Here is a 16,774-nt window from a genome sequence, read left to right as displayed (position 1 = left end):
TCGAGGGGTTGCACGGTTCGAGCAGGACCGTGCAGGTACAGGTGGTGCGCGCGGGGCCAGTCATGCCGAGGGGTGGGAGCTCCGAGGAACTCCCACCCCTGCGGCGTCTGGCGAGGCGCCCCTCCTCGCGGAGGGGCGCCGGTGGGATCAGCTGTTGAGGGTTTCCTCGATCTGCTGGTCGAGCTTCTCGGCGATCGCCTTGACGTCGCCACCCTGGGCGATCTGGACGAACGCGTCCTGCAGGTAGCGCTTGGCCTCGACGTCAGCCCACTTCGGGGAGGCCGGGGTCAGCTCGGAGTTCTTGGCGGCAGCCGCACCGGCCTGCGTGACCTCGTCCTTGGGGAGGAACTCCGCCTGCGAGACCTTCGCGGGGATGTTGCCCTTCTCCGCGAGGAACTTCTGGTAGCCGTCGCTCAGCATGATCTCGAGCGCGCTCAGCGCGAGCTCCTGGTTCTCCGACTTCGCGGCGATCGCGAGGTTCGAGCCACCAGCGAAGACCTTGGCGGCCTCGCCGGCCTTCGCACCCGGGAGGGCGAACGCGTGCAGGTCAGAGCCGAACGTGTCGGGGCAGCCCGGCGCCTTGGCGTCGTCCGCAGGCGTCTTGATCGAGCCCTGGAGCCAGGTCGGAGCCGAGAGGTAGCCGATGTTGCCCTCGCAGAACGGAACCTGCTGGTCGGTCTCCTGACCGTCCTTGGGCGCCTTCGAGGCCGTCGTCATGACCTCCTGGACCTGCTGGAGACCCTTGATGCCACCCTCGGACGAGAAGCCCGCCTCCCACTTGCCGTCCTTCTGCTCGGCGATGAAGCCGCCGTTCTCCCAGACGTAGGGCAGGGCGTTGTACCAGTCCTGGCCGGGCCAGTAGATGCCCGAGCGCGTGTCGGTCGTCATGGCCTGGCCGTTCGCGACGTACTCGTCGAGCGTCGTCGGGACCGTCGTGCCGGTCTGGTCGACGACCTGCTGCGAGTAGAAGACCACGCGGGCACCCGAGTAGTACGGCGGGGCGTAGAACTTGCCGTCGTACGAACCGGCCTTGACGAAGCCCTGGAGCAGGTCGTCGCCGCCGAGGTCCTCGTAGTGGTCCGTCAGGTCCGTGAAGAAGCCGGACGACGTGAAGGCCGCGGCCTGCGTGTTGCCGACCTCGACGACGTCAGGGCTGTCCGAGCTCGCGAGCGAGGTCGTGAGCTTGTCGACCAGGCCGGTCCAGGACTGCTCCTCGATGGTGAGGGTCGAACCCTTGTTCTCGGCCTCGAACGTCGTCTTCAGGTACTCGCGCGCTTCCTTCGGCGTGTCCGTGGCGCCGACGAGCCAGACGCGGATGTCTCCGGTCTTCGCGCCGTCTGCCGATGCGCCGTCGCCGGAGCCCGAGTCGCCCGAGCCGCAGGCGGTGAGCGCGAGCGCCAGGGTGATCGTCGAAGCCATCGTGGTGGCTACGAGGCGGTTCCTCTTCACTGGGGTACTTCCTCTCGGTAATTCGAAGTGGCGGCGTCGATGACACCACCTGAGGTGATACGGGAGGTACTGCGGTACTACTTCTGGGATTACTGCAGGACCGGGTCAGCCCGACGGGAGCTCACGAGCAGCGCTCATGAGACGCCCAGCTGGCCGGACAGGATGAGGACGGCGGCTCCGGCGAGGACGACGTCCTCGTCGAGAGAAGCCATCCGGAGCTCGAGACCGGCATTGATGGCCGGCATGGTCCGAGCGTTGATGGTGTCGATCGCAGCGTCGCGAAGAGGGCCGTCGAGCAGGTCCGCAGGACCGCTGATGAGGATCTCACCGAGGTTGAGCGCTGACACAACAGGCGCCAGGGCGATGCCCAGGAGCTTGCCGACCGATGCCAGGACGGCATCGGAAGATTCCTTGTCGAGTCCTTCCACGGCACGGCGCAGGGCCGGCACCGAGAGGATGGTCTCGAGACACCCCGACCGCCCGCAGGCGCAGGGAAGACCGTCGTCGACGACGGTGACGTGCCCCAGCTCGCCCGCCGCGTCGGCAGCGCCACGCACCCGGGACCCGTCGAGCATGATGCCCGCGCCGACCCCCTCGCCGACCGTGAGGACCATGAGGCCGGTACCGTCCGCGCCGCCGAACGTGAACTCGCCGAGCGCCGCGATGTTCGCGTCGTTGGCGACGTGCACGGGCAGCGCCAGGCTCTCGCTGAGCTGCTCCGCGAGGGCGACGTCGTACCAGCGGCGGTTGGGCGCCTCGACGATGCGGCCCTCGCTGTCCACGACGCCCGGTGAGCCGATGCCCACGCCGAGCACAGGACGCGTCGCCACGGCGATGAGCCCTCGGCAGAAGCGTGTCAGGAGGTCCACGAGCTCGGTGCCCGCGCGCCCCTCGATGGGCAGGCTCTGTCGCACCACGAAGTCACCCGTCAGGGACATCACGGCGCCGCGCATGAGCGCGTCGTCCGTGAGGTCGACCGAGACGATCTGGTAGGCGCTCGTGCGCATCCCGATGAGGATGGCGGGCTTGCCGACGCGCTGGCCGGGGCGGATGCCCAGCTCCTCGACGAGCCCCTCGGCGATGAGCACCGAGACCAGGTCGGAGATGGTGACCCTCGTCAGCGAGGTGGCTCGAGCAAGGTCCGCACGGGACGTCGGCCCCTCGTGGAAGAGGTGCTGGAGGACGAGCGAACGGTTGTGCGCGCGAGCGTGCTCGGGGAGCACCTTGGAGGTGGGCCTGAGACCTGTGCTCAGACCTCTCCGGGTGACTGCACTTCGCGTGACTGCCGTTGTCATGTTTGTTAGTAGACCTCCTTTACTAAGCGCATGTCAACCTGTTCGAGCCGTCGAGACCAAACCGTTGTACTTCGTTCGGATCGCTGCGATTCCCCTCGGGGAGCACTCGAGGTCTGACCACACGAGAGCCGCGGGATGCTGCCGTTTCCGCGAGCACCGACCGGCCCTGCGGGCCTACCTCCCGATCCAGCCCCGGGCGCCCTCGTAGGTCACGGAACGGCTCGCGACGTCCACGGCCGCCCGCAGCGCGCTCCCCCACCCACGCCCTCGGGACACCTCTGCGGCGAACGCGCCGTGCAGCACGTCACCCGCACCGAGCGTGTCCACCACGGCACCCACCTCCGGGACGAGGACCTCGGAGCGGAGACCCTCCTCGAGCACCTCGAGGGGCGCGCGACCGCGCGAGCGGGCGACGAACGCCGGGCCCAGGTCGGCCACGGCCTCGAGCACACGGCCCTGGTCCTCGCCAGGGATCCGGAAGTCCTGCGAGAGCACGACCGCGTCGCACAGCGCGAGGAGCTCGGCGCTGCCGTCCTTCCAGGAACCACCGTCCAGCACGACGAGGACCCCCAGCTCGCGCCCCCGCTCGGCAAGAGCTCGCGCGAGCACCGGATGATGGCCGTCGAGGAGCAGGACGTGGCGTCCTCCCCCCGGCTCGCCGGCGCCGGCACCGGCACCAGCACCAGCACCTGCACCAGCACCTGCACCTGCACCTGCACCGATGCCCGCACCGCCCGCAGTGTCGATGTCGGGCGCCGCGCCGGCCCCGCTGTCGACGGCCCTGGCGCCTCGGGCCCGTCGCACCTCGTCGAAGGCCCTGGTCACCGTGTCCTCGTCCCCCGCAGCGGCCGGTCGGTCCGTGGCGTTGGTGCTCACGACGGCGCGTTCGCCCGTCCCGGCCGTGACCAGGACGGTGGACACCGCGGGCCCCCTCACCTCACCACCCGGTCCAGCAGGCGCGCCCGCCGTCACGTCGAGCAGCGCGACCTGCGCGGCGAGCAGCTCGGCGCGCACCACCTCGGCGAGCGCCCCGGCACCGACGGCCGTGACGAGGCGCACGGGCACCCCGAGCGCCGCGGCCGTCGCGGCCGCGTTGGCGGCGGGGCCCCCGAAGGTCGCGCGCTGCGAGGTCGCGACGACCTTCTGGTCGGGTCCGGGCAGCGCATGGACCACCTGGGTGATGTCGAACGTCGTGAGCCCGCAGCAGATCAGCACGCCTCATCCTCGCCCATGCAGCGGGGAATATCCTTCTGCTCCATACGTTTGCATTGACATGCGACTTGGCTTCTACACCTTCGGCGACAACGCCCCCGACCCGACGACCGGCGAGCAGATGCCGGTGTCCCAGCGCCTGCGCGACGTGCTCGAGAGGATCCGCCTCGCGGACGAGGTCGGGCTCGACTACGCGGGCATCGGCGAGCACCACCGGCCCGACTACGCGATCTCCTCCCCCTCGACCATGATCGCCGCGGCGCTCGCCCAGACCGAGCGGATCACGGTCGGGAGCGCCGTCACGGTCCTCTCGACCGAGGATCCGGTACGGGTCTACCAGCAGTTCGCGACGATGGACCAGTACTCGGGCGGCCGCGTCGAGCTGCTCGCCGGACGCGGTTCCTTCATCGAGTCGTACCCGCTCTTCGGCGCGGACCTCGACGACTACGACGCGCTGTACGACGAGAAGATCGTCCTCCTGCGCCTGCTCGACGAGGGCGGACCCGTGACGTGGTCGGGCAAGTTCCGCCCGCCGCTCGAGAACGCCCTGATCCTGCCCCGCCCGTTCGACAAGCCGGGGCGTGGCGAGCACCTCGACATCGCGATCGCCACCGGGGGCAACCCGCAGTCCTCGGTGCGCGCGGGCGCCCTCGGCCTGCCGGTGAACTACGCCATCATCGGCGGCAAGCCCGCGCAGTTCGCGCCGCTGGTCGACCTGTACCGCCGCGCCGCGACCCAGTCCGGGCACGACGCCGCCGCTCTCGAGGTCTCGGTGTCGACCATGGGCTTCCTCGCCGACGACGGCAAGCAGGCACGGGACTTCTTCTACCCCTACTACCTGCAGAACATGAAGAAGATCTCGGCGGAGCGCGGGTTCCCCATGCCGAGCCGTGTCTCGTACGAGGCGACGGCCGCACGGGGCGGGGCCTACTTCATCGGGGCACCCGAGGAGATCGCGGAGCGCATCGTCGAGCTGCACGGTGCACTCGGCCACGACCGTCAGATCTTCCAGATGGACCTGTCGGGCGTCCCTCAGAAGGAGTCGCTGCGGGCGATCGAGCTGCTGGGCACCGAGGTCGCGCCGCGCGTCCGGGAGGCGCTCGGCTGACGACCGACGCCGACCCGCACCCGGCCGAGGAGCACGGGTGCGGGCCACCGGCGTGGAAGCGTTCCCGCAGGTCATGCACACGGCTGCGGCCCGGATCCGGGGTGGTGCACGGGAACGGGGGCCGTGTTTCGGTGCGGTGACGGCGAGTTCACAACAAGGTCACGATCCGCCCGAACCGACCGCCTCCGGGCGATCGCGCACCTAGGGTCGTCGCATGCGCACCTCGCCCCGCCGACCGTCGGTCGTCGCGATCGCCCTCCTCGGCAGCCTCCTGCTCGCCGGGTGCTCCGCCACGACCGGCAGCACGGACGCCTCGGACGGGGCCGGGGCGGCCGTCCAGGAGCGCGTGCCGGCCGACGCCGCCGAGGGCGCGGCCGGCCTCCAGGTGGGGTCCTCGGTGCCGGACGAGGACCGCGAGGTCATCACCACGGGCGACCTCACGATCGTCGCGGCGGACCCCCGTTCGGCCGTCCGGTCGATCAGCGAGCTGGTCGAGACCGCAGGCGGTCGGGTCGAGAGTCGTGCGGAGCACCTGGGCGCCGACGACCGGGCCTACGGCAGCCTCACCGTGCGCGTCCCCGCCGACAAGATCACCGCGACCGTCGAGGCCCTCGACGGGATCGGCGAGGTCCAGGACGTCTCGCTCGACGCCAAGGACGTCACCGCGACCGCGATCGACCTGGACGCCCGGGTCCAGGCCCTGTCCGCCTCGGCGGCCCGCCTCGAGACACTCATGACCGAGGCCACCACGACAGCCGACCTGCTGGCCGCGGAGAAGGAGCTCACGGCACGCCAGGCGGAGCTGGAGAGCCTGCAGTCTCAGCGCGCGTCGATCACGGACCGCGTCGACATGTCGACGCTCACGATCCAGGTCGTCTCGCAGGCGCCCGAGGTGACGATCCGCCCCGCCGGCTTCCTCGGAGGGCTCACGGCAGGCTGGGGTGCGCTGCTCGTCGCCCTCAACGCCCTCGTCGTCGCTGCCGGGGCGCTGCTCCCCTGGCTCGTGGCCGCAGCGCTCGTCCTGATCGCCGTGCGGGCGGTGCTGAGAACCGTCCGGGCCAGGCGCCCAGGTCCCCGCGGTGGACCCGACGGGCCACCGGCCCCGGACGGTGGTGACGGGCCGGGCCCCGGCCCGGACGAGAGCTCCCGCCTCGTCGGATCGGGTGAGCGCCGTGGATGAGCGAGCAGCCGTCGAGAGACGCGAGCAGAGCCTGGAGACCTATCGACGACGTGTCGGGCGGCTGTACGACGGCGATGTCCCTGTCGGTCACCTCGTCACCCGGGTCTGCACGCACTGGGAGACCGTGGGCCCGCACTCGTTCCCGACCTACGTCAACCCCGAGGAACGCCTGCAGTGGCGGGTCCACTTCGACGACCCCGAGCGTGCGGACACCTTCAGCGACGACCGGGACCGGTCCGTCGCCGGCCTCGTGGGGCGGGAGATCGACGCCTGGGAAGCCGGACGCCTCGAGCTCGCCGAGCGCACCCTGCGCGTCGAGTGGCTCGACGGCGACGACGCGGTCTCGGCCTGGCAGGCGGACGGCTGGTAGCACCACGGAACGACGAAGGGCCGCCCCGGTGGGGCGGCCCTTCGTCGTGACAACTGGGGTGATACGCCGCCCGCAGGCGACATGGTGGAGGTGCGGGGAATCGAACCCCGGTCCGGTGACGCAAATCCAGGTCTTCTCCGGGCGCAGTCTGCTGTTGATTTTCTCGGCCCCAGCACTCACGCAGACAAGGTGCTGACGGGCTCAGTCATCTAAGAGTCCCTACGCCGCCGGTGACGAACGTCGTAAGCAGTGGCTCTCTGTCTGACGCCAGGAACCGGGGCGAGAGCAACCCCGGGCTGACGGACTTCGAAGACTCGCTCAGGCGGCGAGTGCGAAGTCGGTGCGCTTGGAATCGGCACCTATTGGTTTGCAGACATCGTTTACGAGATAAGTCTGCATCCTCGGCCCGCTTCTCCTCGAAGCACGACCACCGTCGAAACCGATCACCCCCTGTGCAGTTGTCAATCACCGACCGAGCACCACGCGTCCGTCCGCCGAGGCGGCCGTCCGGTTCGACACCGGGTCAGTGGTACCAGCCTACGGGATCAACACCACCGCGGGCGAACGTATTTCCGCGCCTACTTCTTGCGGCTCAGCGCGTCGACCAGCAGACCGCCCGCGATGCCCAGCAGGAAGACGTCCTTCGCGAGCCCGATGCCCTGCGGGGTCGGCCTGATCCCTTCCTTCTCGGTCATCCCCGGAGTCTTGAGGTACATCGCGACGAGGCCCGCGGAGAACGTCCCGAGCCCGAGCGCGACGACGCCGGTGGGGACGAACGGCACGAGCAGGGCCGCGCCCAGGGCGATCTCGGTCGTGGACAGCGTCTTGGTGAACTGCACGGGGTCTTGGTCGCCGAGGAACGGGAACGTTCCGGCGGCCATCCCGTGGATCCCCTGCGCGGTGGCCTCGTCGGCCCCCCGCTTGGAGAGTCCGGAGTTGAGGATGAACGCGCCTGCTGCGACGCGAGGGATGTACTGACGGAGCTTGACCACGGGGCCTCCTCGGCAAGGTGACTACGACTACCCTGCGACGCTACGTCGTCGGGCAGCCGGATGCACGTCCACCCGCCGGACGCCGTCACCTCCTCGGCCCACGGCGTACGACGGCGTCACTCACCTCACGCGCACGTCACCGGTTCTGGCGCTGGCGCATGGCGCGCTGCGCCTCACGGTTGTCCTGCTGCTCACGCAGGGCCTGACGCTTGTCGTACTCGCGCTTGCCCTGCGCGAGGGCGATCTCGACCTTCGCACGGCCGTCGAGGAAGTAGAGCGAGAGCGGCACGATCGTGTAGCCCTTCTCGCGAGACTTCGCCTCGAGCCGCAGGATCTCGTCCTTGTGCAGCAGCAGCTTGCGCTTGCGACGAGGAGCGTGGTTGTTCCACGTCCCCTGCGAGTACTCCTGGATGTGCACGTTCTCGAGCCAGGCCTCGCCGCCGTCGACGGCCACGTATCCGTCGAGCAACGAGGCCCGGCCCTGCCGCAACGCCTTGACCTCGGTGCCGCTCAGGACGAGCCCGGCCTCGAACACGTCGACGATCAGATAGTCATGGCGGGCCTTGCGGTTGCTGGCGATGATCTTGCGGCCAGTCTCCTTCGCCATGAGGGCAACATCCGATCTGCTCGAGCTCCGTGGTGCGCCCAGGACGGACCCACCCGCGCCGTGCGGCGCGACGTCCCAGGTTACGCGAGTTCGGCCCGCGACCAGTAGGTGATTAGCGCAGCCACTTCGCGGGGTCGACCGTCGAGCCGTTCTCGTAGACCTCGAAGTGCAGGTGGCACACCTGACTGGTGCCGGTCGTCCCCGAGTACCCGACGAGGGTCCCCTGCGCGACGCTCTGCCCGGCGGCCACGACGTACCGCGTGAGGTGGTTGTAGCTCGTCATGAGGTTCTTGCCACCTACCGTGCCGTGGTTGACCACGACCTGGTTCCCCAGCCCGCCGTACGTCCGCGCGAACTGGACGGTGCCCCCCGCCGAGGCGTAGATCGGGGTACCGCAGTAGGCGCGCAGGTCCATGCCGGCGTGCAGCCTGGTGACGGGCAGGAAGGGGTGCTTGCGCATCCCGTAGCTCGAGGTGATGTGCGGGACCGCCGTCGGGTAGGCCAGGAAACCGGACGTCACGGCTCCCCCGCCGCCACCGCCCCCGCCACCGCCAGTGCCACCGCCACCGCCGGACCCGCCGCCCGTGGCGGGCGGCGGCTGCTTGGCCGCTTCCTCGGCGGCCTTGCGGTCGCGCTCGGTCTGCGCCGCGATGATGCCCTGGAGCTCGCTGGTCAGCGCCGCCTGCGCCTGCTCGTTGGCCGCCATCTGGGCGAGCGCCGCGTCCTTGCGCGACTCGATCGTCGCCTGCTTGGCCTGCTGCTCCGCGATCAGCCCCTCGATCTCGGCCTTGCGGTCCGCGGCCGCCGACTGTGCGGCGTCCGCCGCGACGACGTTCTCGTCGGCCTGGACCTTCAGGTCCGCGATCGTCTCGCGGATGGCGGTCAGGCGCGCCTCGCGGTTGCGCGCGATCGACTCCGCCTCCTGGAGGTCGGTCAGGGTGCGAGCCTGCGTGCGCGCCGCCGTCGACGACATCGCGTACTGCTCGATGAAGTCCTCGGTGCTCTGCGCCCCGGTCACGATGCCGAGCCCGCTGACCTCACCCTGGCCCCGGTAGGCCTGGCGGGCCATCTCCGCGATGCTCGACTTCGCGGAGCTCGCCTTGCCCGCCGACTCCTGGATGTCCAGGCTGATGGCCTCCTCCTCGGCCTGTGCGTCCTGCAGACGCACCTCGAGCTGGGCGGCCTCGCGCTGGGTGCGCTCGAGCTCGGCCGTCGCCGTGTCGAGCTCGGCCTGCGCCACCGGCAGACGTCCCTCGATGGTCTGCAGGTCGAGGATCGCCTGGGCGAGCTCCGCGTCGGTGCCCTCGAGCTCCGACTCGAGACCCTCCCGGTCCTTGAGCGCCTGGCTCTGGCGGCGCTCGGCGGCGGCGCGCTGGTCGTCCAGGTCGTCCGCGGTCGCGGCGACCGCCGTACCCAGGAGGAGGATCAGCGCAGTTCCGCCTGCTGCGAGGCGTCGGGTCAGCTGGGACATGTCACACCCTCGTGTATCGGCTGAGCGTGACGACCGAGGAGATGGCCGCCAGGACGAATGCGATGAGGAGCAGCAGCGGCGCGATGCGCAGCACGTCCGACTCCGAGATGTAGGCGATCCAGCTCACCGAGCTCTGGAGCCAGTCCGTCACGAGGTACTTGACCCCGAGCCAGAGGCCACCGACCGCGAGGAACGCACCGACCACCGCGGCGATCGCCCCCTCGAGGATGAACGGCAGCTGGATGAACAGCTTGGACGCCCCGACCAGCTTCATGATCTCGGTCTCTCGCTGCCGACTCATCGCGGACAGGCGGATCGTCGTCGTGATGAGGAGCACCGCGGCGAGCATCATCACGACCGCGAGGCCACCGGCCATGAGCGAGGCGCGGTTGAGCGCCAGGAAGAGCGAGTCGAAGATCCTGCGCTGGTCCTCGACGCCTTCGACGCCGGGACGGCCGGTCACGACGTCGTTCACGACCTCGTAGTTCTCCGGGTTGGTGAGCTTGAGGCGGAACGACGCCTGCATGTCGTCGACCGTGAGCTGGGTGCCGTTGTACCCGTCGGGGAAGCGCTCCTGGAAGGCCCCGAACGCGTCCTCCTTGGACTCGAAGAAGACCGTCTGGACCTCGTCACCGAGCTCGGTCTCGAACAGCGTCTCGAGCGCGTCGACCTGCTCGGCAGACGCCTCGCCGGCGGCGCACGTCGGGTTGGGCGAGTCGATCGGGCACAGGAAGACCGAGACCTCGACCCGGTCGTACCAGTCGTCCTTCAGCTTGTCGATCTGCAGCTGGAGCAGAGCCGAGGCCCCGACGAAGGTGAGCGACACGAAGGTCACGAGGACGACCGAGATGGTCATCGCGAGATTGCGGCGCAGGCCGGCACCGATCTCGGCAAGGATGAACTGGGCGCGCACCTGCTACCACTCCCCCCGGCCGGGCTGCTGCACCCGCGTCGAGCTCACGGCCGACCCGAGGGGCGTGCCCTGCGACGACGGCTGGACCTGCGCGGACCGCTCGATCGCGGGCACGGGACGCACCTCGACGGGCGGCGACCAGGGCCGCTCCGCGAGGTGACCGGACGGCTCACGGAGAGCGTCGTCGTCGGGCATGGGAACGCCCGCACCGTAGACGCCGTCCTTCTGGTCGCGCAGCACGACGCCGTTCGAGAGCTCGATGACCCGCTGGCGCATCTGGTTGACGAAGCCCGAGTCGTGGGTGGCCATGACGACCGTCGTCCCCGTGGCGTTGATGCGCGACAGGAGGTTCATGATCCCGAGCGACGTGTTCGGGTCGAGGTTTCCCGTGGGCTCGTCCGCGAGCAGGATCGAGGGGCGGTTGACGAACGCGCGGGCGATCGCCACACGCTGCTGCTCGCCACCCGACAGCTCGTGCGGGCGCCGCTTCTCCTTGCCCTGCAGACCGACCGTCTCGAGCACCTCGGGGACCGTCACCGCGATCATGTGACGCGGCCGGCCGGTCACCTGGAGCGCGAACGCGACGTTCTCGAAGACCGTCTTGTTCTGCAGCAGGCGGAAGTCCTGGAACACGACGCCGATCTGCCGACGCAGCGACGGGACCTTCCAGCTCGACAGGGTCGACAGGTCGCGGCCCGCGACGAAGACCTTGCCCTGGGTGGGCCGCTCCTCGCGCAGCGCGAGCCGCAGGCACGTCGACTTCCCGGAGCCGGACGCACCGACCAGGAAGACGAACTCGCCGCGCTCGATCTCGGCGGACATGCCGTTCAGGGCAGGTCTGGCGCCACGGGCGTAGACCTTCGAGACGTTCTCAAAACGGATCACAGGGGTTGACCAGTCTCTCGTTGGGGGAAGCGAAAACTGTTCGCTGGTCGCCCACGAGAGTAGGCACGCCGGAAAGGACTGACACCGCTGACACGCCGGGTACGCCGGTATCCGGCGTGCCGGAGGGACGTTTCACCCAGGGGTGAGGAAAGGGGCGGGACGCGACGTCCCGCCCCGTCCATCACTCCTGGTCAGCGCTGCGACGCCACCGGATCCCGGCCTCGATGAAGCCGTCGATGTCGCCGTCGAAGACCCCCGAGGTGTTGCCGACCTCGTACTCGGTGCGCAGGTCCTTGACCATCTGGTACGGGTGCAGGACGTAGGAGCGCATCTGGTCGCCCCAGCTCGCCTTGATGTCTCCCGCCATGGCCTTCTTGGCCGCGCTCTCCTCGGCCTGACGCTGCAGCAGCAGGCGGGACTGGAGCACGCGCAGGGCCGCGGCGCGGTTCTGGATCTGCGACTTCTCGTTCTGCATCGAGACCACGATCCCCGTGGGGATGTGCGTCATGCGCACGGCCGAGTCGGTCGTGTTGACGGACTGCCCGCCCGGGCCCGAGGAGCGGAAAACGTCGACCTTGATCTCCGACTCGGGGATCTCGACCGAGTCCGTCTGCTCGATGAGCGGGATGACCTCGACGGCCGCGAACGACGTCTGACGGCGGCCCTGGTTGTCGAAGGGCGAGATGCGCACCAGGCGGTGCGTACCGGCCTCGACCGACAGGTGCCCGAACGCGTAGGGCGCCTTGACCTCGAACGTCGCGGACTTGAGCCCCGCCTCCTCGGCGTAGGACGTGTCGAGGACCTGGGTCGGGTAGCCGTGACGCTCGGCCCAGCGCAGGTACATGCGCATGAGCATCTCCGCGAAGTCCGCGGCGTCCACGCCACCGGCCCCCGACCGGATCGTCACGACGGCCTCACGGGCGTCGTACTCGCCCGAGAGCAGGGTCTTGACCTCGAGCACACCCAGGTCCTTGCGGATCTGCTCGAGCTCGGACGTCGCCTCGGCGAGCGTCTCCGGGTCCCCGTTGTCCTCCGTGGCCATCTCGACGAGCGTCTCCAGGTCGTCGATCCGGTCGCCCATCTTCGTGATGCGGTCGAGCTCGGACTGCGTCTGGGACAGGGCCGTCGTGACCTTCTGGGCGGCGTCCGGGTCGTCCCACAGGTCCGGCGCCGACGCCTTGTCCGACAGCTCGGCGATCTGGACGCGCAGGCCGTCCGGGTCGCTCACGGCGCTGATGGTGTCGAGCGTCGATCGGAGGGCGCGGATCTCGTGCGGGAAGTCGATGGTGGCCACGGTCCTCAAGGTTACGCGAAGTGAGCGGCCCGCACGGTCGGTCTCCGTGGGCGGGCCCCCGCGGAGCTCCCGCGTCAGCCGCCCGACGACGGCGCGCGGCCCCCCTGGGCGGGCTCGGCCTCGGCGTCGGAGCCGTCGCGGGCCTCCGTGCCGGCGGGCACGGGCGCGGGGTCGTCCTCGGGCGTGGGCACGGTAGGCGTCGCGGGCGCTGCGGGCGCGGGGGCGCCGCCCGGGGTGGGCTCACCTGCCGCCGCGGCCCGACCCTCGGCGCGGGCGCTCGCCAGGAGCGCCTCGAGGCGCTGCTTGCGACGTCGGCGGTTGTCCCGCACGCCGATCACGACGAGCACGACCATCGCGACGAGGAGCAGGTGGACCCAGGGGATCGCCCAGGTCGTGACGGTGACGGTGACAGGACGCAGGTCCGCCGCGGGGACGTCGAGCGCCCCGCCCGCCTCCCCCTCGGTCGCCACGAGCGCAGGGGTGACGACGACCTCGGTCGTCACGGGCCCGACGGGCCAGATCCCTCCGATCGTGACGGCCGTCGAGCGCGAGGTGCCGGGGATCAGCTCCTTGATCCCCTCGACGCCGCGGTCGACGGTCGACGCACCGATGCCGAACGGCCCGGAGGCGGCGATGGACTGGTCCCCGCCGACCCGCAGGTTGCCGTCGTTGGTCACCTCGTAGGACACCCGGACGTCGCCGGGGGCGAACGGGTTCCACGACGGCGTGTAGGTCGCGGTGACCTGGTCGAGCGCGATCGAGGGCACGACCTCTCCCGGCACCCGCAGGTTGACGCGCACGCCCACCCGGCTCTCGACCCCGACGCCGGGGCCGGCCGCGGAGGAGGCCGTCGTGACCGTCGCCACGATCCCTGCGGGGTGGTCGCCGGGCGTCACGTTCTCCGGCACCGTGATCGTGAACGGCACGATCACGGTCTCGCCCGCGGGGACCTCGACGCTCGGCTGCACCTCGAACCAGCCACCGGAGTCCTGCGGTTCCTGGTCGGAGGTCCTGATGTCGAAGCTCCCCGTGGGGGTGAAGATGCCGTCGTTCGTGACCATGGCGAACGTGACGGGGGCGGCGCCGTGGTTGGAGACGGCGACCTGGTCCTGGATCTGCGCGCCCGGTTCGGCGACGAAGTCGAAGATCCTCCGGTCGTCGGGGCCGTCGACCGAGGCCGTGGTGACCGAGAACCGGATGCCCCCGGGGTCGGGTGCGGTCGCCTGGGCGGACCCGACGACGCCCATCAGGGCCAGGGCCAGCACCCCCAGGGACGCGAGCCCGCGCACGCGCCCGGCAGCGGGCCTCCTCGCAGACCGAGGTCCTGTCTCACGCGCCTTCTTCATGTCCTTGCTCACCACGACTTCCGGTCTTCCTCGAACGGGCTTGCTGCTCCGGAGACGGTACAGGGCCGACGGACTTCCGCCGGCCCTGCGTCGTCACCGTCCGTGACTGGTCTCGCGAGGAGCTGTCAGCTCTCCATGAGCGTGAGCGTCAGCGTCGACGCGTACGCACCGGAGGGGGTGCCCTTCGGGACCGTGAGGTTCAGACCGGCCTTGACACCGAACGACTGTCCCTTGGCCTCGAGCGACGAGCCGCTCGACACCAGGAGGTCGCCGACCTGGACGCCGCCCGTGAGCCAGTCGCCGCCGGGGCCCTCGCCGGCCGGCACCTCCTGGAGCTCGCCCGCGATGGGCTGGCCCGGCGTGACGTTGAAGTCGCCCGGGATCGGGTTCGCCAGCTCGGGGACCCACCCGAGGTTGGACGAGTCGATGTCCGCCAGACCTGCCGCGGTGAAGTTGCTGACCTGGCCGGTCACGGTCCAGCTCGCGGCGGCGCCCACGTCGTTGCGGTCGTCGGTCACGCTGATCCCGTCGAGGAGACCCGTGAACTCACGGTTCCCGGCTGCCCAGATGTCCTCGTCCGTCGTCTCGCCGAGGGTGACGGACGGGTTGGCGACGTTGAGCGCGAGCGCTCCGACCGGCGTGACGGCGACCTGGATCTGGACGTCCTCCTCACCGTGGGTCACCTCGTCGGCGACGGCCCCGGAGGCCATCGCGACGGTCCCGAGGAGCATCGCACCGAGTGCTCCGCCGGCCATCCACTGCTTCCTTGCACGTGCGTTCATGTAAGTCTCCGTCGTTGGAGGGTGTCGGACCGGATCACCATAGCGGCGAACCCTTGTTTTGTCAGTCATCAGACAAAAGTGGCATGGTTCGTTAAGAAAGTGAACGTACTTTGGCCACCTTGCAGTTCTCGTGTTCACCGGTTGGTCATGCCTGTCGTCGGCCCGCTGGACGCACTCACCACGCACGCGCACCCGACTCGGCGCGCACGACGATGCCGTCCGACCACAGCTGGGTCACCCAGCTGACGAGGACCGGGCGGGACAACCCGGCCAGCCGGACCTCCGCGGTCCGTCCGTCGGGCGTCGACGCCTCGACGATGGTGACAGCATGCAGGTCGTCCAGCATCTCGGGATGCGCTGCCAGGAACTCCTCGACCGAGGCCCGGACGTCCGCGTCGCTCAACCGGAGCACGGCCTGGTCCTCCGGCACGGGCACCCGCCCCTCGTAGAAGGTGTCCGCGCTCATCGAGTCCGCCGCGTCGAGAGCAGCGGCATCGGCCACGTCGAGAAGACGCTTGCGGTCGAGGTGGACGCCCGTCGCGGAGACCACCACGGTCACGAGCAGGAGGGCGAACGCGACGAAGGCGCTCGTGAGGAGCAGGATCTGACCGCTCTCCCCCGTCGTGCCAGGCCCGAGGACACGGCGTCGGCGAAGCCACCGCCGCGGCAGCAGGCGACGACCGCGCCTCACGGCCGAGCCCCCGCGTACCGGTCCACGGGCGAGACGTGGGTCGCCTCGACCGGGACGGACAACGGCACCCACGAACGAACTCCAGGCGGCACGAACGGGAGCGGGACGTCGTAGCGCACGACCGTGGCGACCTCGCCCCCCGGGTCGAGACAGTGCGGGCTCGAGCACGTGATCGACAGGACGTCGGCGGGCCGGACGTCGGTGAAGCCCTGGTCGGCCAGGGCCAGGGAGACCGCGACCCCCGCACGCGCCTCGCCCTGCACGACCGAGTCGGCCGTGACGAACGCGCGGGCGGACTCCTTCGCGGCGCCCTCGACCGCGAAGGTCGCCGCCTGGACCCGTCCGAGCGTCAGCGCGAGGTACATCACGGGCAGAAGGAGGAGGAGCGCGGCACCGAGGAACTCCACGATCGCGTTCCCCTGCTCGCTCGCCCCCCGCCCGCCCGAGCGCCGTCGCCTGGACCGGTGAGCCCCGTGACCCGTCGGCGCACCACGGGCGGTCGTACCCGCCGGCGCCCGCCCGTCGCGCCGACGCACCCCAGCTCCCCCGTGCCCGCTCACTGCTCCTCCTTCAACGCGTGCCCGTCCACGGTGAGCGCTCCCGACGGGCCGAGCAGCCCGACGACCGGCAACGGAAACCTCACCGTCACCTCGACGACCCGCAACCCGTCGTGATCGATCTCCCGAGCCGTGACGTCCTGCGCGAACCGCTCCGACAAGGCCGCGTCGATCAGGGTGCGCGTCCGCGCCACGCCGTCCTCGGCGGTGCGGTCCGCCCTGCCCGCCAGCCGTGCGCCCTCCGCCGCGCTGTCGATCACGATCGCCCGCACGTGCACCGCGAGGACCACCTGGAGCACCGCCAGGAAGAGCGCGAGAAGGAGGACCGAGACCAGGACGAAGTCGACGACCGCCGAGCCCCTGTCCCGCACACGACGGTGCTCCTCACGGCACAGGACGAGTCGCCGACGCGAACGGCTCACGGACCGCCGACGCTGTTGATCGCGTTGGTGAAGGTCTCCGTGAGCGCGGGGCCGGCGACGGCCCACAGGGCGATGACCAACCCTGCGGTCATCAAGGTCACCAGGACCCACCCCGGGACGTCTCCCCGCTCGCTTCGCAGTGCACCCAGGTGAGACCTCACGCCTGCGGTCCACCACGTCGGTCGTCTGGTCATGTCGCT

The 16,774-nt window shown here is 70.3% G+C and carries 17 protein-coding genes, 1 other RNA gene and 1 pseudogene; 3 read left to right on the top strand and 16 right to left on the bottom strand.

All coding sequences use genetic code 11. The annotated features are described in order from the left end of the window. Nucleotides 1-147: 147 nt before the first annotated feature. From JOD49_RS18485 to JOD49_RS18475, 3 genes are all read right to left on the bottom strand, one after another. On the bottom strand, nucleotides 148-1,419 hold the full coding sequence (locus JOD49_RS18485) for an extracellular solute-binding protein (protein ID WP_205308466.1): 1,272 nt from the start codon (nucleotides 1,417-1,419) through the stop codon (nucleotides 148-150). 164 nt (nucleotides 1,420-1,583) lie between these two features. Continuing rightward, the gene (locus JOD49_RS18480; protein WP_205308465.1) at nucleotides 1,584-2,744 is read right to left on the bottom strand and encodes an ROK family transcriptional regulator; all 1,161 of its coding nucleotides are present in this window, start codon (nucleotides 2,742-2,744) and stop codon (nucleotides 1,584-1,586) included. A gap of 174 nt (nucleotides 2,745-2,918) precedes the next feature. Beyond that, a complete protein-coding gene (locus JOD49_RS18475) occupies nucleotides 2,919-3,959 on the bottom strand; it encodes a PfkB family carbohydrate kinase (protein WP_205308464.1) in 1,041 nt (346 codons plus the stop codon). A 58-nt stretch (nucleotides 3,960-4,017) separates the two neighbouring features. On the opposite strand from JOD49_RS18475, the gene JOD49_RS18470 reads away from it, so the two are divergent. From JOD49_RS18470 to JOD49_RS18460, 3 genes are all read left to right on the top strand, one after another. Beyond that, nucleotides 4,018-5,064, top strand: coding sequence for an LLM class flavin-dependent oxidoreductase (locus JOD49_RS18470; RefSeq protein WP_205308463.1), 1,047 nt, complete (start codon nucleotides 4,018-4,020; stop codon nucleotides 5,062-5,064). 214 nt (nucleotides 5,065-5,278) lie between these two features. Then, nucleotides 5,279-6,244 carry a DUF4349 domain-containing protein gene (locus JOD49_RS18465; RefSeq protein WP_205308462.1) on the top strand — a complete coding sequence of 322 codons (966 nt, stop codon included), beginning with the start codon at nucleotides 5,279-5,281 and terminating at the stop codon, nucleotides 6,242-6,244. Next, nucleotides 6,237-6,614, top strand: a complete 378-nt coding sequence (locus tag JOD49_RS18460) for a hypothetical protein (RefSeq protein WP_205308461.1) — start codon at nucleotides 6,237-6,239, stop codon at nucleotides 6,612-6,614. Before JOD49_RS18465 ends, JOD49_RS18460 begins: the two co-directional genes overlap by 8 nt. An 82-nt stretch (nucleotides 6,615-6,696) precedes the next feature. Here JOD49_RS18460 and ssrA read toward each other — a convergent pair. From ssrA to JOD49_RS18395, 13 genes and pseudogenes are all read right to left on the bottom strand, one after another. Next, nucleotides 6,697-7,065, bottom strand: a transfer-messenger RNA (tmRNA) gene (gene ssrA, locus JOD49_RS18455). A 127-nt stretch (nucleotides 7,066-7,192) separates the two neighbouring features. Then, nucleotides 7,193-7,606 (bottom strand): hypothetical protein, encoded by a 414-nt coding sequence (locus tag JOD49_RS18450; RefSeq protein WP_205308460.1) that lies wholly within the window; start codon nucleotides 7,604-7,606, stop codon nucleotides 7,193-7,195. A 136-nt stretch (nucleotides 7,607-7,742) separates the two neighbouring features. After that, complete coding sequence (gene smpB / locus JOD49_RS18445) at nucleotides 7,743-8,213, bottom strand: SsrA-binding protein SmpB (RefSeq protein WP_205308459.1); 471 nt, start codon at nucleotides 8,211-8,213, stop codon at nucleotides 7,743-7,745. Between the two features lie 112 nt (nucleotides 8,214-8,325). Then, nucleotides 8,326-9,684: a M23 family metallopeptidase gene (locus JOD49_RS18440; RefSeq protein ID WP_205308458.1), complete on the bottom strand. Its 1,359-nt coding sequence runs from the start codon at nucleotides 9,682-9,684 to the stop codon at nucleotides 8,326-8,328. Nucleotide 9,685: 1 nt separating this feature from the next. Beyond that, on the bottom strand, nucleotides 9,686-10,597 hold the full coding sequence (gene ftsX / locus JOD49_RS18435) for a permease-like cell division protein FtsX (protein WP_205308457.1): 912 nt from the start codon (nucleotides 10,595-10,597) through the stop codon (nucleotides 9,686-9,688). Nucleotides 10,598-10,801: 204 nt separating this feature from the next. Further along, nucleotides 10,802-11,482: pseudogene (ftsE, locus tag JOD49_RS18430) on the bottom strand (cell division ATP-binding protein FtsE); the annotation flags it as partial. A gap of 181 nt (nucleotides 11,483-11,663) precedes the next feature. Then, entirely contained in the window at nucleotides 11,664-12,776 is a 1,113-nt protein-coding gene (prfB, locus tag JOD49_RS18425; RefSeq protein ID WP_205308455.1) for a peptide chain release factor 2, read from the bottom strand. Nucleotides 12,777-12,850: 74 nt separating this feature from the next. Beyond that, nucleotides 12,851-14,137 (bottom strand): WxL protein peptidoglycan domain-containing protein, encoded by a 1,287-nt coding sequence (locus JOD49_RS18420; protein ID WP_205308454.1) that lies wholly within the window; start codon nucleotides 14,135-14,137, stop codon nucleotides 12,851-12,853. Between the two features lie 110 nt (nucleotides 14,138-14,247). Next, a complete protein-coding gene (locus tag JOD49_RS18415) occupies nucleotides 14,248-14,904 on the bottom strand; it encodes a hypothetical protein (protein WP_205308453.1) in 657 nt (218 codons plus the stop codon). Between the two features lie 175 nt (nucleotides 14,905-15,079). Beyond that, nucleotides 15,080-15,595, bottom strand: coding sequence for a pilus assembly protein TadG-related protein (locus JOD49_RS18410; protein ID WP_307822638.1), 516 nt, complete (start codon nucleotides 15,593-15,595; stop codon nucleotides 15,080-15,082). After that, nucleotides 15,592-16,002: a pilus assembly protein gene (locus JOD49_RS18405; protein ID WP_307822637.1), complete on the bottom strand. Its 411-nt coding sequence runs from the start codon at nucleotides 16,000-16,002 to the stop codon at nucleotides 15,592-15,594. Before JOD49_RS18405 ends, JOD49_RS18410 begins: the two co-directional genes overlap by 4 nt. Before the next feature lie 149 nt (nucleotides 16,003-16,151). Continuing rightward, a complete protein-coding gene (locus JOD49_RS18400; protein ID WP_205308452.1) occupies nucleotides 16,152-16,523 on the bottom strand; it encodes a TadE/TadG family type IV pilus assembly protein in 372 nt (123 codons plus the stop codon). A 47-nt stretch (nucleotides 16,524-16,570) separates the two neighbouring features. After that, nucleotides 16,571-16,768 (bottom strand): hypothetical protein, encoded by a 198-nt coding sequence (locus JOD49_RS18395; protein ID WP_205308451.1) that lies wholly within the window; start codon nucleotides 16,766-16,768, stop codon nucleotides 16,571-16,573. Between the last annotated feature and the right edge of the window lie 6 nt (nucleotides 16,769-16,774).

This window comes from Oerskovia jenensis, from assembly GCF_016907235.1.
In the GTDB taxonomy this organism is placed as follows: domain Bacteria; phylum Actinomycetota; class Actinomycetes; order Actinomycetales; family Cellulomonadaceae; genus Oerskovia; species Oerskovia jenensis.
This window is presented reverse-complemented; position numbering and strand designations above follow the sequence as displayed.